Below are 15,361 nucleotides of genomic sequence, written 5' to 3'. Positions count from 1 at the left end.
TTAAAAGAATAATTTGTGTGGTTCATTTCCAAAAAGTGCTTGTTTAATCTTTTCAAAAATGCAAAAAGCGCAATATAAATAAAATATCATAACTTTATTAAATTTTTATTAATTTCTTTAGATGTGATAAAATTATTTTGAAAAGAGCTAAAAGTATGATGGAAATTAAATACACCCCCATTGGTTTATCGGTTGTTAGGTTAATAAAAGTAGAAAAGAATATACTGGAGATTCAAAATGTAGAAATAATTGATGGTACTCCTGTTTTGGATATAAAACCCTACGTACCTGAATTCACTACTAATGATGGGGTTAAAATAGGATGGCTTGAGAGAAATGTTCACAAATTGCAACAATCTAAAGACGACGGTAGATTTAGTTAAGGAGATTTTTTTGAGTTATAATATCTGTATATAAGTATATCCTTATGGGTGGGGAGCGAAATATTATATGAGGAGCTTTTTATGAAAACTATATCTATAAATCTGCCTGATTTTATTGATTTAAATGAAAAAGAAATCAAATTACTAATTGCTACAAAATTATATGAAGAAAGCAAGTTATCCTTAGGAGAAGCCGCACAATTATCAGAACTTTCCAAGAGAGCTTTTATTGAAATATTGGGTCGTTTCGATAACTCGCTATTTAATTACAACGATGAAGAATTAAGAAATGATGTAAAAAATGCCTAATTACATATCTGATACAAGTTGTCTAATTGTTTTAGTACGAGAAATAAGAGGTATAATTTGGAATAAATGTATTTATGTTTAAGATCTAAAGCGATTTTCAAAAACATATGATACAATTTAAATACTTCAACAAACTATCGAGGGGGGAACAATGAAAGACACTAACAGAGCGGGAAACATTCACAAAGACGAAACCGCTGAATATCATGAACTCAACTTTCCAAAGATAATTTCAGTAAAACCAATAGACATACCAGTAATCAACGTATCAAACCAAAACACGGATTTTGTATTCGAACTAGAAGACAACTCACTGTTACACTTAGAATTTCAAACGACGTGGAAGAAAGCTGACTTACTAAAATTTGCACAATACGACATAGCGTTATACCAAAAAGAAAGAAAAAAGATAAACACGGTGGTAATGTACTCAGGGAAATACGAAAGTGCAGAAAGTGAATTGGACATGGGTTTAAATAAATACAAAGTACAACAAGTATTCATGACAAAGTACGATGGAATAAAAAGGTATGAAGAGATAAAAGAAAAGATAGAAAAAAAAGAACCTCTAACGAAAAAAGACTTAATGGATTTAGTATTCTTACCCTTGATGAGAAACGAAAAAAGCGAAGAAGAAGTGACAAAAGATGCCTTTGAGTTAGCAATCAAGATTCCGGATGAAAACCAAAAAGAAATGGTAATAGGATCGTTATTAGGGTTCTCTGATAGTTATGTAAGGGATGAGTACATAAACGAACTGAAAGAGGTGATACGAATGACAAAGATAGGGACCTCATTATTTGAAGAAGGCTTTGAAGAAGGAGAAAAAGAATTGACAATTAAAATATTAAACAAAAGATTTGGTAGACGATTAACCGAAGAGTTAAAAGATAGGATAAGAGAAGCAGACAAAAAGGCAATAGATTATATAGGAGATAACTTGTTAGAGATAACCATAGAAGAACTAAAAGAGTTATTGAAGTAGTTGTAGAAGGTAGATTTTTGAGAGTTTTAAAGTGAAATGTTGTAGTAATAGAGATATCACTCCTCTTTTATGAGAAGTGATATTTTTTTAATAATTTTATTAGCGTCCTTCCCCCGCTCCCCACCCATAAGGAATGTGTTAGATTGTTAAATTTTGAGTTGGATCATAGTTTTCTAATGTTTCTTTTACTTTATCGTATAATTCTTTTACATTTTTGAACTCTATCAACGTGCCTTCTTCTTTATCTCTTTGTTTTAACTCAATCTTTCCTTCTTTTAAACGTTTGCCTATAATAATTTTTATAGGTACCCCGATTAGATCTATATCTTTGAACTTAAATCCAGCGGAGACTTCTCTATCGTCTATAATAACGTCTATTCCTTCTTTTAAAAAGTAGTTGTAGATTTCTTGAGATGTGCTAACTACTGCTTCATCGTTCATGGCAACAGGTATTATTGCCACTTCAAAAGGTGCAACGCTCTTGGGCCAGATTATTCCGTTTTCGTCGTTTAATTGTTCAACTATGGCCCCTAGGGTTCTTGATACCCCCCAGCCATAACATCCCATTATGTAAGGCTTTTGTTCTCCATTTTCATCGGTGAAGACTGCGTTCATTTTTGAAGAGTATTTGTCGCCTAATTCAAAAATTTGGCCCACTTCTATGCCTCTTGTCTGTTTGAGTGTAGAATTACATCCTTGCGTTGGACATTTTTCGTCTTCTTTTACGTATCTAATGTCTTCCATTAAATCTATTCTGAAATCTCTATTAGGGTTGGCATTGATGTAATGCCTTTTTTCTTCCATAGCCCCTATAACACCATTTTTTATGGATTTTACACTTAGATCTGCAATTATCTTGACATTTTCTGGAATGTTTACTGGACCTATAAATCCAACGTTTACGCCAAATTCTTTTAGAACGTCTTGTGGATCGGCTAGTTCTAGACTTTGATCTTGAAGAACGGACCTGATCTTGGCTAAGTTTATCTCATAGTCGCCTCTAATTAGAGCCATCACCCATCCTTTACTGGATCTTAATAGTATCGATTTTATTAACTTCTTTTCAGAGACGTTAAAGAATTTTGCCACTTCTTCGATGCTTTTGGCGTTTTGTGTATCTACTTTTTCCATTTCTTTGAGAACTTCATCTTTATCTACAGAAAAATCTTCGCTTGATCTTGCCTTTTCATCACTGGCTGCATAGCCACATTCTTCACAGTAAAATATTTCACCCTCACCATTTTGTGCCAGTACGTGAAATTCATGAGAGAAAGAACCACCAATTGCACCTGTATCAGCTTCTACAACGACATATTTCAAGCCTATTCTTTTTATGATATTTGAGTAGGCATCATAGAAATGTTGATAGTACTCATGCAATGATTCGTAATCGGTGTGAAAGGTGTAGGCGTCTTTCATTATGAACTCTCTTGCCCTTAACACCCCGAACCTTGGCCTTATTTCATCTCTAAATTTAGTGGCTATTTGGAAAAGGTTGACGGGGAACTGTTTGTACGATCTGAGCTCATTTTTCATCAAAAATGTGATTATTTCTTCATGCGTAGGACCTAAAGTAAACTCTCTATCGTGTCTGTCCTTGAGTTTCATCAATTCTGGTCCGTAATCTTCCCATCTTCCCGTCATTTTCCAGAGTTCTGCAGGATGTATTATGGGCAGCATGATCTCTTGAGAACCTATCTTTTCCATTTCTTCTCTGACTATCTGTTCGATTTTTCTTATAACCTTCCAACCAAGGGGAAGATAACTGTAAACACCTGATGCAATCTTTCTAATAAATCCTCCTCTGATCAATAACTCGTAACTTTTTATATCAGAATCAGATGGAGTTTCTTTTAAAGTAGGAGCATATAGTTTGGAAAATCTCAAGATTATCCCTCCGATTTTTTAGCATATTTAATATTTTGTACTTTGAGAAATTATATCATAGAAACATTGTTAAGTTAAATTTTTATTGTAATAAATATATTGAGTCTGTTAGTACAATTAAATTAAAAAATAAAAAGATCCTTTTCCTCACGGGTGGTGAGAAAGGGGAAGGGCGCTATAAAGCTCATTATACAGGAGTTATGTGATAAGAGAGCACACCTTCAAAAAGATATGGTATAATTAAATTAGGCAAACAAAATTTAATAAAAAGCGAGGCAAGATATGAACGAGCTAGTGTACAATCCTCACGATCGATTCTTCAAATGGATTTTCAGTGACCCAAATATAGCACGAGATTTCTTACAAAATTATCTACCTCAAGAAGCAATAGAAATAGTAGACCTAGATTATTTAACTCCTGAAAACAACAGTCATGTTGATGAAAATCTAAAAGAAAGCTTCTCAGACATGTTGTACAAAACAAAGATAAAAGGACAAGATGGATACGTATACATTCTGATGGAACACAAAAGCTACATTGAAGGGAAAGTAATCTTTCAACTGTTGAGATACATTACAAGCATATGGGAAGAAAAATACGATCCCAAAACAAAAAAGGTTCCGATAATAATACCAATAGTAATATACCATGGGAGAGAAATCTGGAACGTAGAAACGAACTTATCAAATATGGTACAAGGGATAGAAGATTTACCAGATGAACTAAAAACATACTTACCAACATACCGATATGAAATATGTGACTTCTCAATCAAAGGGAAAAAAAGGATAATAGGATTAACAGCGACGAAAGTTGCATTAGAAGCAATGAGAGCAGGAACTGCAATGACCGAAAAAGAATTTAAAGAAAGATTAGCAATAGTATTCGCATACATAAACCAACTACCAGAAGAACAGGTACATGAATGGTTTGAAGGGTGCATGATCTACCTACTAAACGTAAGGGAAGATATAACGATAGAAGATATATTAAAGGTACAAAAAGAAATAATGCCTGGAAGGGGTGAAATAGTTATGACGTTAGCCGAAAAGTTAAGAAACGAAGGTAAATTGGAAGGTGAAAGAGAAGGTATTGAAAAAGGAAAACTTGAAGACAGAAAAGAAGTAGCTATAAAGCTATTAAGCAAAAGATTTGGTAGACAATTAACCACAAAACTGAAAGAAAAGATAAAAGAAGCTGAAGAAGCAAAAATAAACCAAATAATCGACAATATATTTGAAATAACCATAGAAGAATTAAAAGAAGTATTGAAGTAGTTATAGTAAGGAGATTTTACGATTTTTATGTGAAGTGTGATGTGATAAATATCACCCCTCTAATTTGTTATATGAGGGGTGATATTTTTTTAATAATTTTATTAAATATTTTTAGTATAATGACTTTAGAGGTTATAGGACTTTATAGATAGCGCCCTTCCCCCGTTCCCCACCCATAAGGAAGGGACCTGCGACCCCTTTACCCAACTCCCCGCCCATAAGGAAGGAAAGTGAGCTTTCAAAAGTTCCCCCTGAAAGAATAAATGAGAATACCAAAACATTCTCAATGTGATATAATATTTTAGGCTTAACAATTAGATAATAGAATGAAGGTTGAACAGTTTTGGAGGTGCCATTAATGGATAAGTTTTACGTCACTACACCGATTTACTACGTTAACAGTGAACCACATATTGGTTCGGCATATACTACGATTGTTGCAGATATAATTGCTAGATTTAAGAGAATGATGGGGTACGATGTTTTCTTTTTAACGGGAACTGATGAGCATGGGCAAAAGGTGTTACAAGCCGCTAAAGAGAAGAATATACCCCCACAGGATTATGTTGATTCTCTTTCTACAAAGTTTAAAGATTTATGGGATGAAATGGGGATTAGTTACGATCATTTTGTAAGAACAACCGATGATTATCATGTAAAAACCGTACAGATGTTCGTTGATAAGATGATGGAGAATGGAGATGTGTACAAAGGGAAATACGCCGGCTGGTATTGCATACACGATGAATCCTTTTGGGATGAATCTGAGATAATTACTCAAGATGGCGTTAAGCTTTGTCCTGAATGTAATAGAGAATTGAAATGGGTGGAGGAAGAGAATTACTTTTTTAAACTTTCTAAATATACCGAACCGTTGTTGAAATATTATCAAAATAATTCGGATTTCGTTGAACCTTCGTTTAGAAAAAACGAGATGCTACAAATTTTGAATAATGGATTAAAAGATCTTAGTATAACAAGGACTACGTTCAATTGGGGGATTCCCTTAAAGAGCGATCCCAAACATGTGGTGTACGTGTGGGTGGATGCGTTAATTAATTATGTGAGTGCGATTGGCTATTCTGATGATCAACAAAAATTCAACAGGTACTGGCCTGCAGATTTGCATCTTATTGGAAAAGAAATAAACAGGTTCCATTCGCTGATATGGCCAGCTATGTTGATGTCAGTGGGACTCCCCTTGCCAAAAAAGGTGTTCGCACATGGATGGTTAACTGTCAACGGACAAAAGATTTCAAAATCTTTGGGAAATGCCGTTGATCCGAGAGTTCTTATGAACGCATATGGTAGAGATGTGATCAGGTATTACTTGATGAGGGATATTGCGTTTGGCAGAGATGGAGACTTTTCGGAAGAAAACTTAATTACTAGATACAACGCAGATTTGGTTAACGATCTAAGCAATTTAGTGCATAGAACACTTACAATGGTTGAAAAGTATTTTAACGGTGTCATACCAAAACCCGAAAGGAAAGATAAGGTAGACGAAGAACTTATTGAGCTTTTAGAGAGTAAGAAAACCGCTTATTTGGTTTTGATGGAGCGGTATCAGTTTACACAAGCCCTTGAAAGTCTATGGGAAATCGTACGTTTTTCTAATAAATACATAGATTTAACGGAACCGTGGATCTTAGGTAAGGATCCAAATGAGAAGGATAGGTTGTCCACCGTTTTATACAATTTGCTCGACGTTATTCGAGTTATTTCTATTTTGATTTATCCAGTAATGCCCGATACTTCCGAAAAGATGTTAAAAAAGATTGGTTATGGTTTGGAAGTTTTAAACAGAGAGAATCTTGAAAAGGATCGATTACATAGTGGTGTTAAAGTTGGAAAAGGTGAGCCAATATTCCAAAGAATCGATGTGAAAAGTTGGAAAAGAATAATCAAAACAGTAAATATCAACAGGGAGGACGAATTAATGTCAGAAAGTGTAAACGTTCAAAACATAATAGAAATAGATGATTTTAAAAAGGTAGATTTAAGAGTTGCTAAAGTAGTAAAGGCAGAAGATATCGAAAAATCGAATAAACTACTGAGATTGCATCTTGATTTAGGCCAGATGGGCGAAAGACAAGTTATCGCAGGCATCAAGAATTTCTATTCACCACAAGACTTGGTCGATAAGAAGATAATAATAATCGCTAACTTAAAACCCGCAAAATTGATGGGCGAATTATCCGAAGGTATGCTTTTAGCCGCTAAAGATGGAAACGGTAATCTTAGTATACTGACGGTAGATAAAGATGTTGAACCTGGTGCGAAAATTTCTTAAAAGATTTCTTAATGGAGGTAATGCCAAGAGATGGATGAAAAAATATTTATTAGAGATTTTACCGAGGAATTAAAAACTTCTTACTTACTTTATTCTTTAAGCGTTATTGTGAGTAGGGCTATACCAGATGTTAAAGATGGGTTAAAACCTGTTCAGAGAAGAATACTTTACTCAATGAGTGAATTGGGGTTGAAACATAACTCATCATTTAAAAAAAATGCCCGTATTGTTGGTGAGGTGATGGGTAAGTATCACCCTCATGGAGATGCGGCTATTTATGATGCCCTAGTTAGAATGGGGCAACCTTTTACTATGAGGTACCCCTTAGTTGAGGCACAGGGGAATTTTGGCTCTATAGATGGAGATCCTCCAGCAGCTATGAGGTATACAGAAGCCCGCATGCCCGAATTGGGAGAGTATATGCTCAAGGATATCGATAAAGAAACTGTAGATTTTAGGGAGAATTTCGATGGTTCTCTGAGTGAGCCCGTCGTTTTACCTACAAGGCTGCCTAATCTTTTAATGAACGGAGCAAGCGGGATAGCGGTGGGAATGACTACAAATATCCCACCTCACAACCTAAATGAACTTGTTGCGGCATTAAAATTGTTAATAGAAAAACCAGAATGTGAAGTAAAGGATCTGTTGAAATATATTAAAGGGCCGGATTTTCCAACTGGTGGTCTAGTTGTCGACGGAGAAGGGTTAAAAGATCTGTATGAAACAGGCAGAGGAAAGATAACTATTAGAGGAAAGTACAGAATCGAGGATGACGGAAAAGGGACCTCCATCGTCTTTGATGAGATACCTTACAACGTTTCTAAGACCGATATCATTGAACAGATTGTAAAATATGTAGTTAGGACAAAAGAACAAAAGAAAGATGTTGGGATAAAAGACGTTAGAGATGAGAGCGATAAAGAAGGAATAAGACTAGTAATAGACCTGAAAAGAAATGCAAACGTAAAGAGATTGATCAACGATTTGTTTAAGCATACGAATCTTCAATCTTATTTTTACGTTCAAATGAATGTAATAGATAACGAAAAGCCAACGTTGATGAATTTAAAAGGGCTTTTACAGAGCTTCTTGGACCACAGGGTTAACGTTATAACAAGAAGAACACAGTACGAATTAGACAAGGCAAGAAAGAGAGCTCATATAGTCGAAGGACTTATCAAAGCTGTTCAGGGTATTGATACTGTGGTAGAAATCATTAGAAATTCAGAAAATCCCCAGGAAGCCTTGAAAAACCTTCAAGAAACTATAGGTGTAAGTGAAGAACAGGCAAAAGCTATCGCAGATATGAGATTGATTAGCCTTTCAAAACTTGAAACCACCAATTTAAATGAAGAACTTAAGAATTTATACAAAGATATAGAAAACGCTATGGATATTTTGCAAAACAAAGAAAGATTGATGGGGGTAATCAAAGAAGAACTCGATGAAGTAGTGAATAAGTTTGGTGATAAAAGAAGAACGGAGATATTGTACAACAAAGGAGATTTAGCCGAAGAGGTTGAAATGATTCAAGATGAAGATGTCGTAATAGTTTTGACGAAGTGGGGTTACCTCAAAGCCATCCCTTCATCGGAATACAAGGTTCAAGGAAGAGGCGGAAAAGGTGTAAAAGGATTAAAAATTTCTGATGAAGATGATGTGAAAGAGGTCATATACACTAACAAATTATCTAAATTAATGTTATTAAGTTCTGCTGGTAAAGCGTATCAAATAAACGCCTACGAAATTGAATCAAGTTCGAAAAGCACAAAAGGTAAACATATCGCTAACTTCATCAGTTTAGATGAAGGTGAAGAGATAAAAAGTATCGTTGCCATATCTTTAGATGGAGATTACGATAAGGACATCCTTATTTTTACAAAACAAGGTAAAGTTAAGAGGACCTCTTTGAGAGAGTTTAGTAGTGCACGAGCTAATGGTATTAGAGCCATCAATCTGGTTGATAACGACGTAGTTGTCGATGTGTTATTGCTTGATGGAACGGATAGAGATTTGTTGGTTGTAACAAAGCTAGGTATGTCGTTGATGTTCAACTCTTCACAGGTTAGAAAGATGGGCAGAACCGCAATGGGTGTTAATTCAATAAAATTGCGTAAAGGCGATGAAGTGATCAACGTGGTGAAGGTCGATGAAGGCAAAAAACTTTTGTTGATCACAGAAAGAGGTTATGGGAAGAGAGTTTCTTTCCATTCTTACAAAGCGCAGAATCGTGGAGGAATTGGAGTAAAAACAGTTCGCGATATAACAAAAATAGGTCCTATAGTATCTACTATGAGTGTGGAAGATGGAAAGGATATACTGATATTCACTAAAAAAGGTAAAGCTATTAGGGTAAATGTAAATAATATAAATGTTTTAGGAAGAATCACTCAAGGTGTTATAATTGTTAGACTGGATGAAGACGATTCAGTTGTGGGAGTAATTGAAGTTCAAGCTGATGAGGAAGAGTAGTGTTATAATTATTAAGCATGGAAGGGGTTAGTAAAATGGAAGAATTGACAAAAAGGCAATCACAAGTTCTGGACTTCATAAAATCTTATATGGAAAAAAATGGATTTGCCCCAAGTATCAGAGATATTATGAAACATTTTAATTTTAAAAGCCCAAGAGCGGCACATAAGCATCTGATAATTTTGGAAAAAAAGGGTTACATTGAGCGTAAAAACGTGTCACGTGGTATTAAGATGATGCCAAAATCGGGGGAAATATTCGCTGCGGAGACTTTAGCCCCTGTTTCGGGAAAGATAGCAGCTGGAGATGCTATTGAAGCTATACAAACAATTAGCGATTACATTCCCATACCTACTAATTTTTTTCCTAAAAATTACGAATATTTTTCCCTCAGAGTTGAAGGAAATTCTATGATAGAGGCACAGATCAAAAGCGGGGATTTTGTTTTAATACGTAAACAAGATTATGCGTCGGATGGAGACATAGTGGTTGCATTGATCGATGGTAATGACGCAACACTTAAAAGGTATAAAAGGCTGAATGAAAACGAAGTACTGCTTGTACCAGAAAATAAAAGTATGAAAGAGATAAAGGTCAAAGCCGATCGTTTAAAAATACAAGGGAAGATGGTAGGCTTAATAAGAGTGCTATAAGAAACTTTTTAAAAAGGGTGGGCTGCGGGGCGAAGGGGCGCTAAATACAAGAGTTACTAAAGACGACATTCTATAATCAAAAGGAGCGAATTTTCTTGAAAATTGCAATTGCATCCGATCATGCCGGATATGATATGAAAGAACAGATTAAGAATTATCTTTTAGAAAAGAAATTCGATATAATTGATTTAGGAACTAATTCTAATGCGAGTGTCGATTATCCTGATTATGCCAAAAAACTTGGTGAAAAGGTAACCAAAGGTGAAGTTGACTTCGGAATAGGTATCTGTGGTACTGGAATCGGGATGTCGATCTCAGTTAACAAGGTTAAAGGTGTTAGAGGTGCTTTATGCTTGTATCCATCGATGGCAGAATACGCTAGAAAACATAATAACGCTAATGTTTTGGTTTTAGCAGGTAGACTAATGGGTAGTGATTTAGCCATTTGGACGGTGGACAAGTTTTTAACAACGGATTTTGAAGGTGGAAGACATAAAAGGCGTGTCGATAAAATTGACGAAATTAAGTAAAAAGGGCGAAAAAAATGAAAAGTATTAGTTTTTCAAAAGGTCTTGAGAAGGATATTAATATTAACATAAGCCATGGGTATTACGAGGAATTTTCTAAAAGATACGCTTCGAAATACGGAACTTTGATGATAATTGATTCCAACTTGAAAAAACATTTAACGACTGGGTCTGGTAAAAATATCTTTTATGTCAAAGGCGGGAATGAAACCAAGTATTTCGATAAATATTTAGAACTGTGTAAGGTCATGGTAGAAGGTAGTTATAGCAATTTAGTGGTGATAGGTGGAGGTTCCTTGATTGATATGGCAGGCTTCGTTTTTCATACCTTGGATTTTCCAAAAGGAACCTTCACAGTTATACCAACAACGTTGTCTTCTATGATATATTTACCAGTTTCAGGAGAATTCTATTTAGATATGAATTACACGAGGAATTTCTTGAAGGTAAGCGGTTATCCTGATCTAGTTTATATAGATCCGTATTTTTGTAAATTTTTAGATAAAAAAGATATGAAAAACCATTTTTTCTTGGGGTATATTTTGGGACTTTTGTTCGATAATAATTTTGCTAACCTGTCTTTGAAGTATTCTAAAAATTTCATTCGCTTAGATTTAGAGGATTATCTATATTCTGCAGTTAAATATGTTTTGTCCATTTATTCTAACGATTTACCGTTTCCTGGTACTAAATTGATGAAATACATAACTGACACCTCAGTTAAATCTGATTTCGTTCAAAACGAAGCTTTGTCTTTTGCATTTCTTGTGTTTTTGAGTTTTAAATTCGGTTATATTCAGGAAGAAAGATTTCAAAATATTTTTCAAAACATAAAGAATTTTGAAGATTTGAAATCCTCAAAAATTCAAAACATAAGGGCAAAAGTGAACAACGTACCTATAAGAGAAATATTACTCAAAGAGGAAGGTTTTGTAGATTTGCTTTTGAATTTTGGGGAGTTGAAAGATCTGCTTTTAGAGTTTAAGTCTCTACTGAGAGGTGTGTGATGAAAGAGAATAATCCTACTTGGTTCAAAGTGATTTTAGTTCTAGTTTTTATTTTACCTTTGATAACCTTTGCATTGACAACGTATACTATATATTTAAAAAGTCAGATGAATAACCTTAAGCTTAAAATTGAAGAGTTAGATAATAGTCAAGTCAACGTTTTAAATGAAGTTGAAACAAGTTCTCAATCTGCTGTGTTAGAAGACTTAGTATTGCCAAAAATTGAGATTGGAAACACAATGGCTAGGGCGAGTTACAACATTCAAGAACTGGATTATCATCAGTTGATGAACAATTCACTGACTATGTTAAAACCGTACAATAAAGGTGCGGTAAGAATTTTTTACGATCAGCGTGAGGTCTTCGAAGAGGCGTTGTACGCCTTAAATAACGATATATCTTACTTTATTTTTAAAAATGCTGATAAGTATTACTTGTATCGTGCAGACTATCCTTTAGAAGAAGGCAAGCAAGAGCAGTACCTATTTTCCATTCAAATTTACCTATACACTACTCCCGCTCCTGCTATGTTCCCAACTATGGCTTTAAGACAAGGCGGTATCCCTGCTTTTGTCTTCAACGGTAAGTTTCAACAGAGTAACGAAGATTATTGGTCTATACTGGTGGGGCTGTTTGACAATTATAACGAAGCCCAAACATACTTGAGAAACATGGATGAAGATCTTGTTTTTGAGTTAACCGGTTTGGGTATAAAAGACAGATTCACTAAAGGTATATACTTTAGCGGAGTAGAAACCGAATGAGAAAAAAGCTTCTTTTCCCAGTGTTAAGTATAATTTTAATCTTTTTACTCGGGATTTTAGCTCTTGATCAATATCAGGTGGGTGAAGAAGCTGCATCTAACCGTTGGCAGGAAAATAAAATTGATCTTTTATCCGCATCAGTTGAAGAGTTGATCAGATTACCTGGAATAGGACCCGCCAAGGCACAGGCTATCATAAATTATAGGCAAGAGAAAGGCTTTAGAGAAATAGAGGACATTATGAACGTTTCTGGGATCGGAGAAAAAACATTTTCAAATATTAAAGATTATATTTATCTTTCAGAGGTTGTTTATGAAATAGTGGATGATAAAATAAATATAAATGAAGCATCTAGTGAAGAATTAGAAAGTTTGCCAGGAATAGGAAAAGTATCAGCACAGAAAATAATTGAGTATAGGGCTATTAAACGTATAAACTCTTTAGATGATCTGGGGAAAATTGGTATTCCATCTTCTACGATAGAAAAAATAGAAGGGAAGATAGTATTTTGAAGATTTTCTTACATGTTTGTTGTGCACCTGATCTAACGGTTTCTTATAGGAAATTAGTAGAACAGGGATACGATCCCGTTGTGTTTTTTTATAACCCGAATATTTATCCTGCTCAAGAATATTCAAAAAGGTTGAATGAGGTTAAGAAGTTAAGTGATATTTGGGGTTTTCAACTCTACGAAGGAGATTATGAACCTGATAAGTTTTTAGAAAAGATAAAAAGGAGGGAAAACAGCCTCACGGCAAATGAGGAAAACACCCTCAATAGATGTTATGAATGCATGAAATTGAGGCTTGAAAAGGCGAAAGCTGAAGCTAAACGGTTGAATTTTTCTATGTATTCAACGACTCTTCTTGCTTCCCCTCGAAAGTCTCACAGCGATATTTTAGAAATAACGAACGATTTAGGCAAAGAAGATAATCCTACTTTTAAGTATGTAAATTTCAGGTCCAATAACGGAGTTCATATGGCGGCAACAATATGTAAGACTTACAATATCTACCGTCAAAATTACTGTGGTTGTTCTTTTTCTTTGAATGAATCAAAAAGATATGAAGAACAGTCTAAGCAAAAAAATTACAAGAGTTTAGTTGAGTTAATTGGCGAAGAATTAACTCAAAAATACTTTAAATATTACAAAAAAGACTTGCTTAGAATTCCACAAGATATTCCAGCAAAACTTTTAGAAAATGTTGGATTAAACTTTTTGAAATATTTGAAACCTCAAATCATCTTAATGAAAAAGGAAATAGCCCAAGATTTTAACATCGTTACAAGTTCCAGATACAAGATCGATAACTGGAAAGGGAAAGTAATATTATGGTGAAAGAGGGGTAGTCTAGATGGCTAAATATGATCTGCGAATCTCTGAAGATGGTATGGTGGCATCTTTAAAACTAATAGACGATGGACGACCACCTACTATTGGCGGAATAAAATCTTTCCTAAAAGAGAAAGGTTTGGTAGTAGGGATAAAACCAGAAGTTATTGAAGAAATTGTCTCTGAACCCAAATATGATAAGGAATATCCTATCGCGTATGGAATACCCCCCAAGGTTGGGAAAGATGCACAGTTAATCTTTCAGCAGAATATTGTAGAAAAGCTCAACAATGAAAATAGCTATGTTGACCTAAAAGAAAGTAGCCAATTGATAATCGTAAAAAGTGGAGACATACTGGCAGAGATAATTCCTCCGAGTATAGGAGAACCTGGGAAAACCGTACGCGGAGAAAAAATCGAAGGTATTCAAGGGAAAGATTTAAAACTAAAACTTGGCAATAACGTAGTAGTAAATAACAATAAAATAATATCAAAGATAGATGGAAAGTTTCTCAGTAAAGAAGCGTCGAATGGTGAGATAAGTTTAGATGTTTCAGACGAACACAAGATAGATGGGAATATAGACTACTCTACAGGTAATGTTCGCTTTCCAGGAAAGTTGATTATCACCGGAGATGTTAAATCGGGGTTTTTTGTTGAGGCTACTTCTTATTTAGAGATCAAGGGTGTGGTTGAATCTGCTACGGTATTTTGTGAAGGAGAAGCTAATATATTCGGAATAAAAGGTGCAGGAAAAAGTTCTATAAAGGCAAAAATTTTGAGGTGCAATTACATTGAAAACGCCAATGTTGAAGCAGAAGAAGCCATAATTGTTAAAACAGCCATCGTTAATTCTAATATAAAAGCAGGTAAACACGTCATTATTGAAGGTGGTACTGGAAAGATTTCAGGTGGATATACCTTAGCTACCAACCTCATCGAAGCGGAAATATTGGGAAGCGAAATGGGTGTCAGAACTGTTTGTGAGGTGGGTGTTTTACCTGATCTAAATGAAGAATTAATCAAATTAGAACAAAAAATTGCACTTGATACTGAAAATCTTAGGAAACTTAGTTCTATAATCAAAGGGATCCAAATTTTAAAAGAAAAAGGTAAAGCAGACGAAAAGAGGATAGAATACTACAGGAAATGTTTTAACACCTATAAAATTCTTATATCAGAGCTAAAAACAGATAAAGAAAAACTGGAGGAGATTAAAAATAAAATTCAATCTTCAAGAGAATCTGCATTTATTATCGCAAAAAAAGTAGTACACCCGGGAACTGAAATAATCATACATAAGAAAAAATTTATACCCACAAAGCCGATGACAAAGGTAGTTTTTAAACTTGATGGTGAAGAGATAGTTCCTCACGGTTATCAAGAGGAAACAAATGTTCCCAGATAACAAACTAGTAAATCAAAAACTTTTTCCTTATGGGTGGGGAGCGGGGTGAAAGGGCGCTA

At 34.7% G+C, this 15,361-nt stretch carries 14 protein-coding genes; 13 read left to right on the top strand and 1 reads right to left on the bottom strand.

Going from position 1 to position 15,361, the window contains the following annotated elements; genetic code table 11:
• The first annotated feature begins 155 nt into the window (after window positions 1-155).
• From X929_RS06590 to X929_RS06580, 3 genes are all read left to right on the top strand, one after another.
• Window positions 156-383 (top strand): TrmO family methyltransferase domain-containing protein, encoded by a 228-nt coding sequence (locus X929_RS06590; RefSeq protein WP_103067243.1) that lies wholly within the window; start codon window positions 156-158, stop codon window positions 381-383.
• Between the two features lie 81 nt (window positions 384-464).
• Window positions 465-692 (top strand): UPF0175 family protein, encoded by a 228-nt coding sequence (locus tag X929_RS06585; RefSeq protein WP_169924991.1) that lies wholly within the window; start codon window positions 465-467, stop codon window positions 690-692.
• A 151-nt stretch (window positions 693-843) separates the two neighbouring features.
• The gene (locus X929_RS06580; RefSeq protein WP_103067241.1) at window positions 844-1,677 is read left to right on the top strand and encodes a hypothetical protein; all 834 of its coding nucleotides are present in this window, start codon (window positions 844-846) and stop codon (window positions 1,675-1,677) included.
• A gap of 138 nt (window positions 1,678-1,815) precedes the next feature.
• On the opposite strand, the gene X929_RS06575 is transcribed toward X929_RS06580, so the two are convergent.
• On the bottom strand, window positions 1,816-3,564 hold the full coding sequence (locus X929_RS06575) for a proline--tRNA ligase (RefSeq protein ID WP_103067240.1): 1,749 nt from the start codon (window positions 3,562-3,564) through the stop codon (window positions 1,816-1,818).
• A 282-nt stretch (window positions 3,565-3,846) separates the two neighbouring features.
• Here X929_RS06575 and X929_RS06570 point away from each other — a divergent pair, with 282 nt between their 5' ends.
• From X929_RS06570 to X929_RS06525, 10 genes are all read left to right on the top strand, one after another.
• The gene (locus X929_RS06570) at window positions 3,847-4,842 is read left to right on the top strand and encodes an Rpn family recombination-promoting nuclease/putative transposase (protein WP_103067239.1); all 996 of its coding nucleotides are present in this window, start codon (window positions 3,847-3,849) and stop codon (window positions 4,840-4,842) included.
• Between the two features lie 358 nt (window positions 4,843-5,200).
• Complete coding sequence (gene metG, locus X929_RS06565) at window positions 5,201-7,138, top strand: methionine--tRNA ligase (RefSeq protein ID WP_103067238.1); 1,938 nt, start codon at window positions 5,201-5,203, stop codon at window positions 7,136-7,138.
• Window positions 7,139-7,168: 30 nt separating this feature from the next.
• Window positions 7,169-9,610, top strand: a complete 2,442-nt coding sequence (gyrA, locus tag X929_RS06560) for a DNA gyrase subunit A (RefSeq protein WP_103067237.1) — start codon at window positions 7,169-7,171, stop codon at window positions 9,608-9,610.
• Between the two features lie 35 nt (window positions 9,611-9,645).
• Entirely contained in the window at window positions 9,646-10,263 is a 618-nt protein-coding gene (lexA, locus tag X929_RS06555) for a transcriptional repressor LexA (RefSeq protein ID WP_103067236.1), read from the top strand.
• Window positions 10,264-10,358: 95 nt separating this feature from the next.
• Entirely contained in the window at window positions 10,359-10,793 is a 435-nt protein-coding gene (rpiB, locus tag X929_RS06550) for a ribose 5-phosphate isomerase B (RefSeq protein WP_103067235.1), read from the top strand.
• A gap of 14 nt (window positions 10,794-10,807) precedes the next feature.
• Window positions 10,808-11,797: a dehydroquinate synthase/iron-containing alcohol dehydrogenase family protein gene (locus X929_RS06545; RefSeq protein ID WP_103067234.1), complete on the top strand. Its 990-nt coding sequence runs from the start codon at window positions 10,808-10,810 to the stop codon at window positions 11,795-11,797.
• Complete coding sequence (locus tag X929_RS06540; RefSeq protein WP_103067233.1) at window positions 11,797-12,561, top strand: hypothetical protein; 765 nt, start codon at window positions 11,797-11,799, stop codon at window positions 12,559-12,561. The genes X929_RS06545 and X929_RS06540 overlap by 1 nt, the downstream gene beginning before the upstream one ends.
• A complete protein-coding gene (locus tag X929_RS06535; RefSeq protein WP_103067232.1) occupies window positions 12,558-13,073 on the top strand; it encodes a ComEA family DNA-binding protein in 516 nt (171 codons plus the stop codon). The genes X929_RS06540 and X929_RS06535 overlap by 4 nt, the downstream gene beginning before the upstream one ends.
• Window positions 13,070-13,900 (top strand): epoxyqueuosine reductase QueH, encoded by an 831-nt coding sequence (locus tag X929_RS06530; protein WP_169924990.1) that lies wholly within the window; start codon window positions 13,070-13,072, stop codon window positions 13,898-13,900. Before X929_RS06535 ends, X929_RS06530 begins: the two co-directional genes overlap by 4 nt.
• 16 nt (window positions 13,901-13,916) lie before the next feature.
• Window positions 13,917-15,302, top strand: coding sequence for a flagellar assembly protein A (locus X929_RS06525; protein WP_103067230.1), 1,386 nt, complete (start codon window positions 13,917-13,919; stop codon window positions 15,300-15,302).
• Window positions 15,303-15,361 lie beyond the last annotated feature (59 nt).

This window comes from Petrotoga olearia DSM 13574 (assembly GCF_002895525.1).
Classification (GTDB): domain Bacteria; phylum Thermotogota; class Thermotogae; order Petrotogales; family Petrotogaceae; genus Petrotoga; species Petrotoga olearia.
Note: the sequence above shows the minus strand (reverse complement) of the source record. Positions and strands in the feature narration are given on the sequence as shown.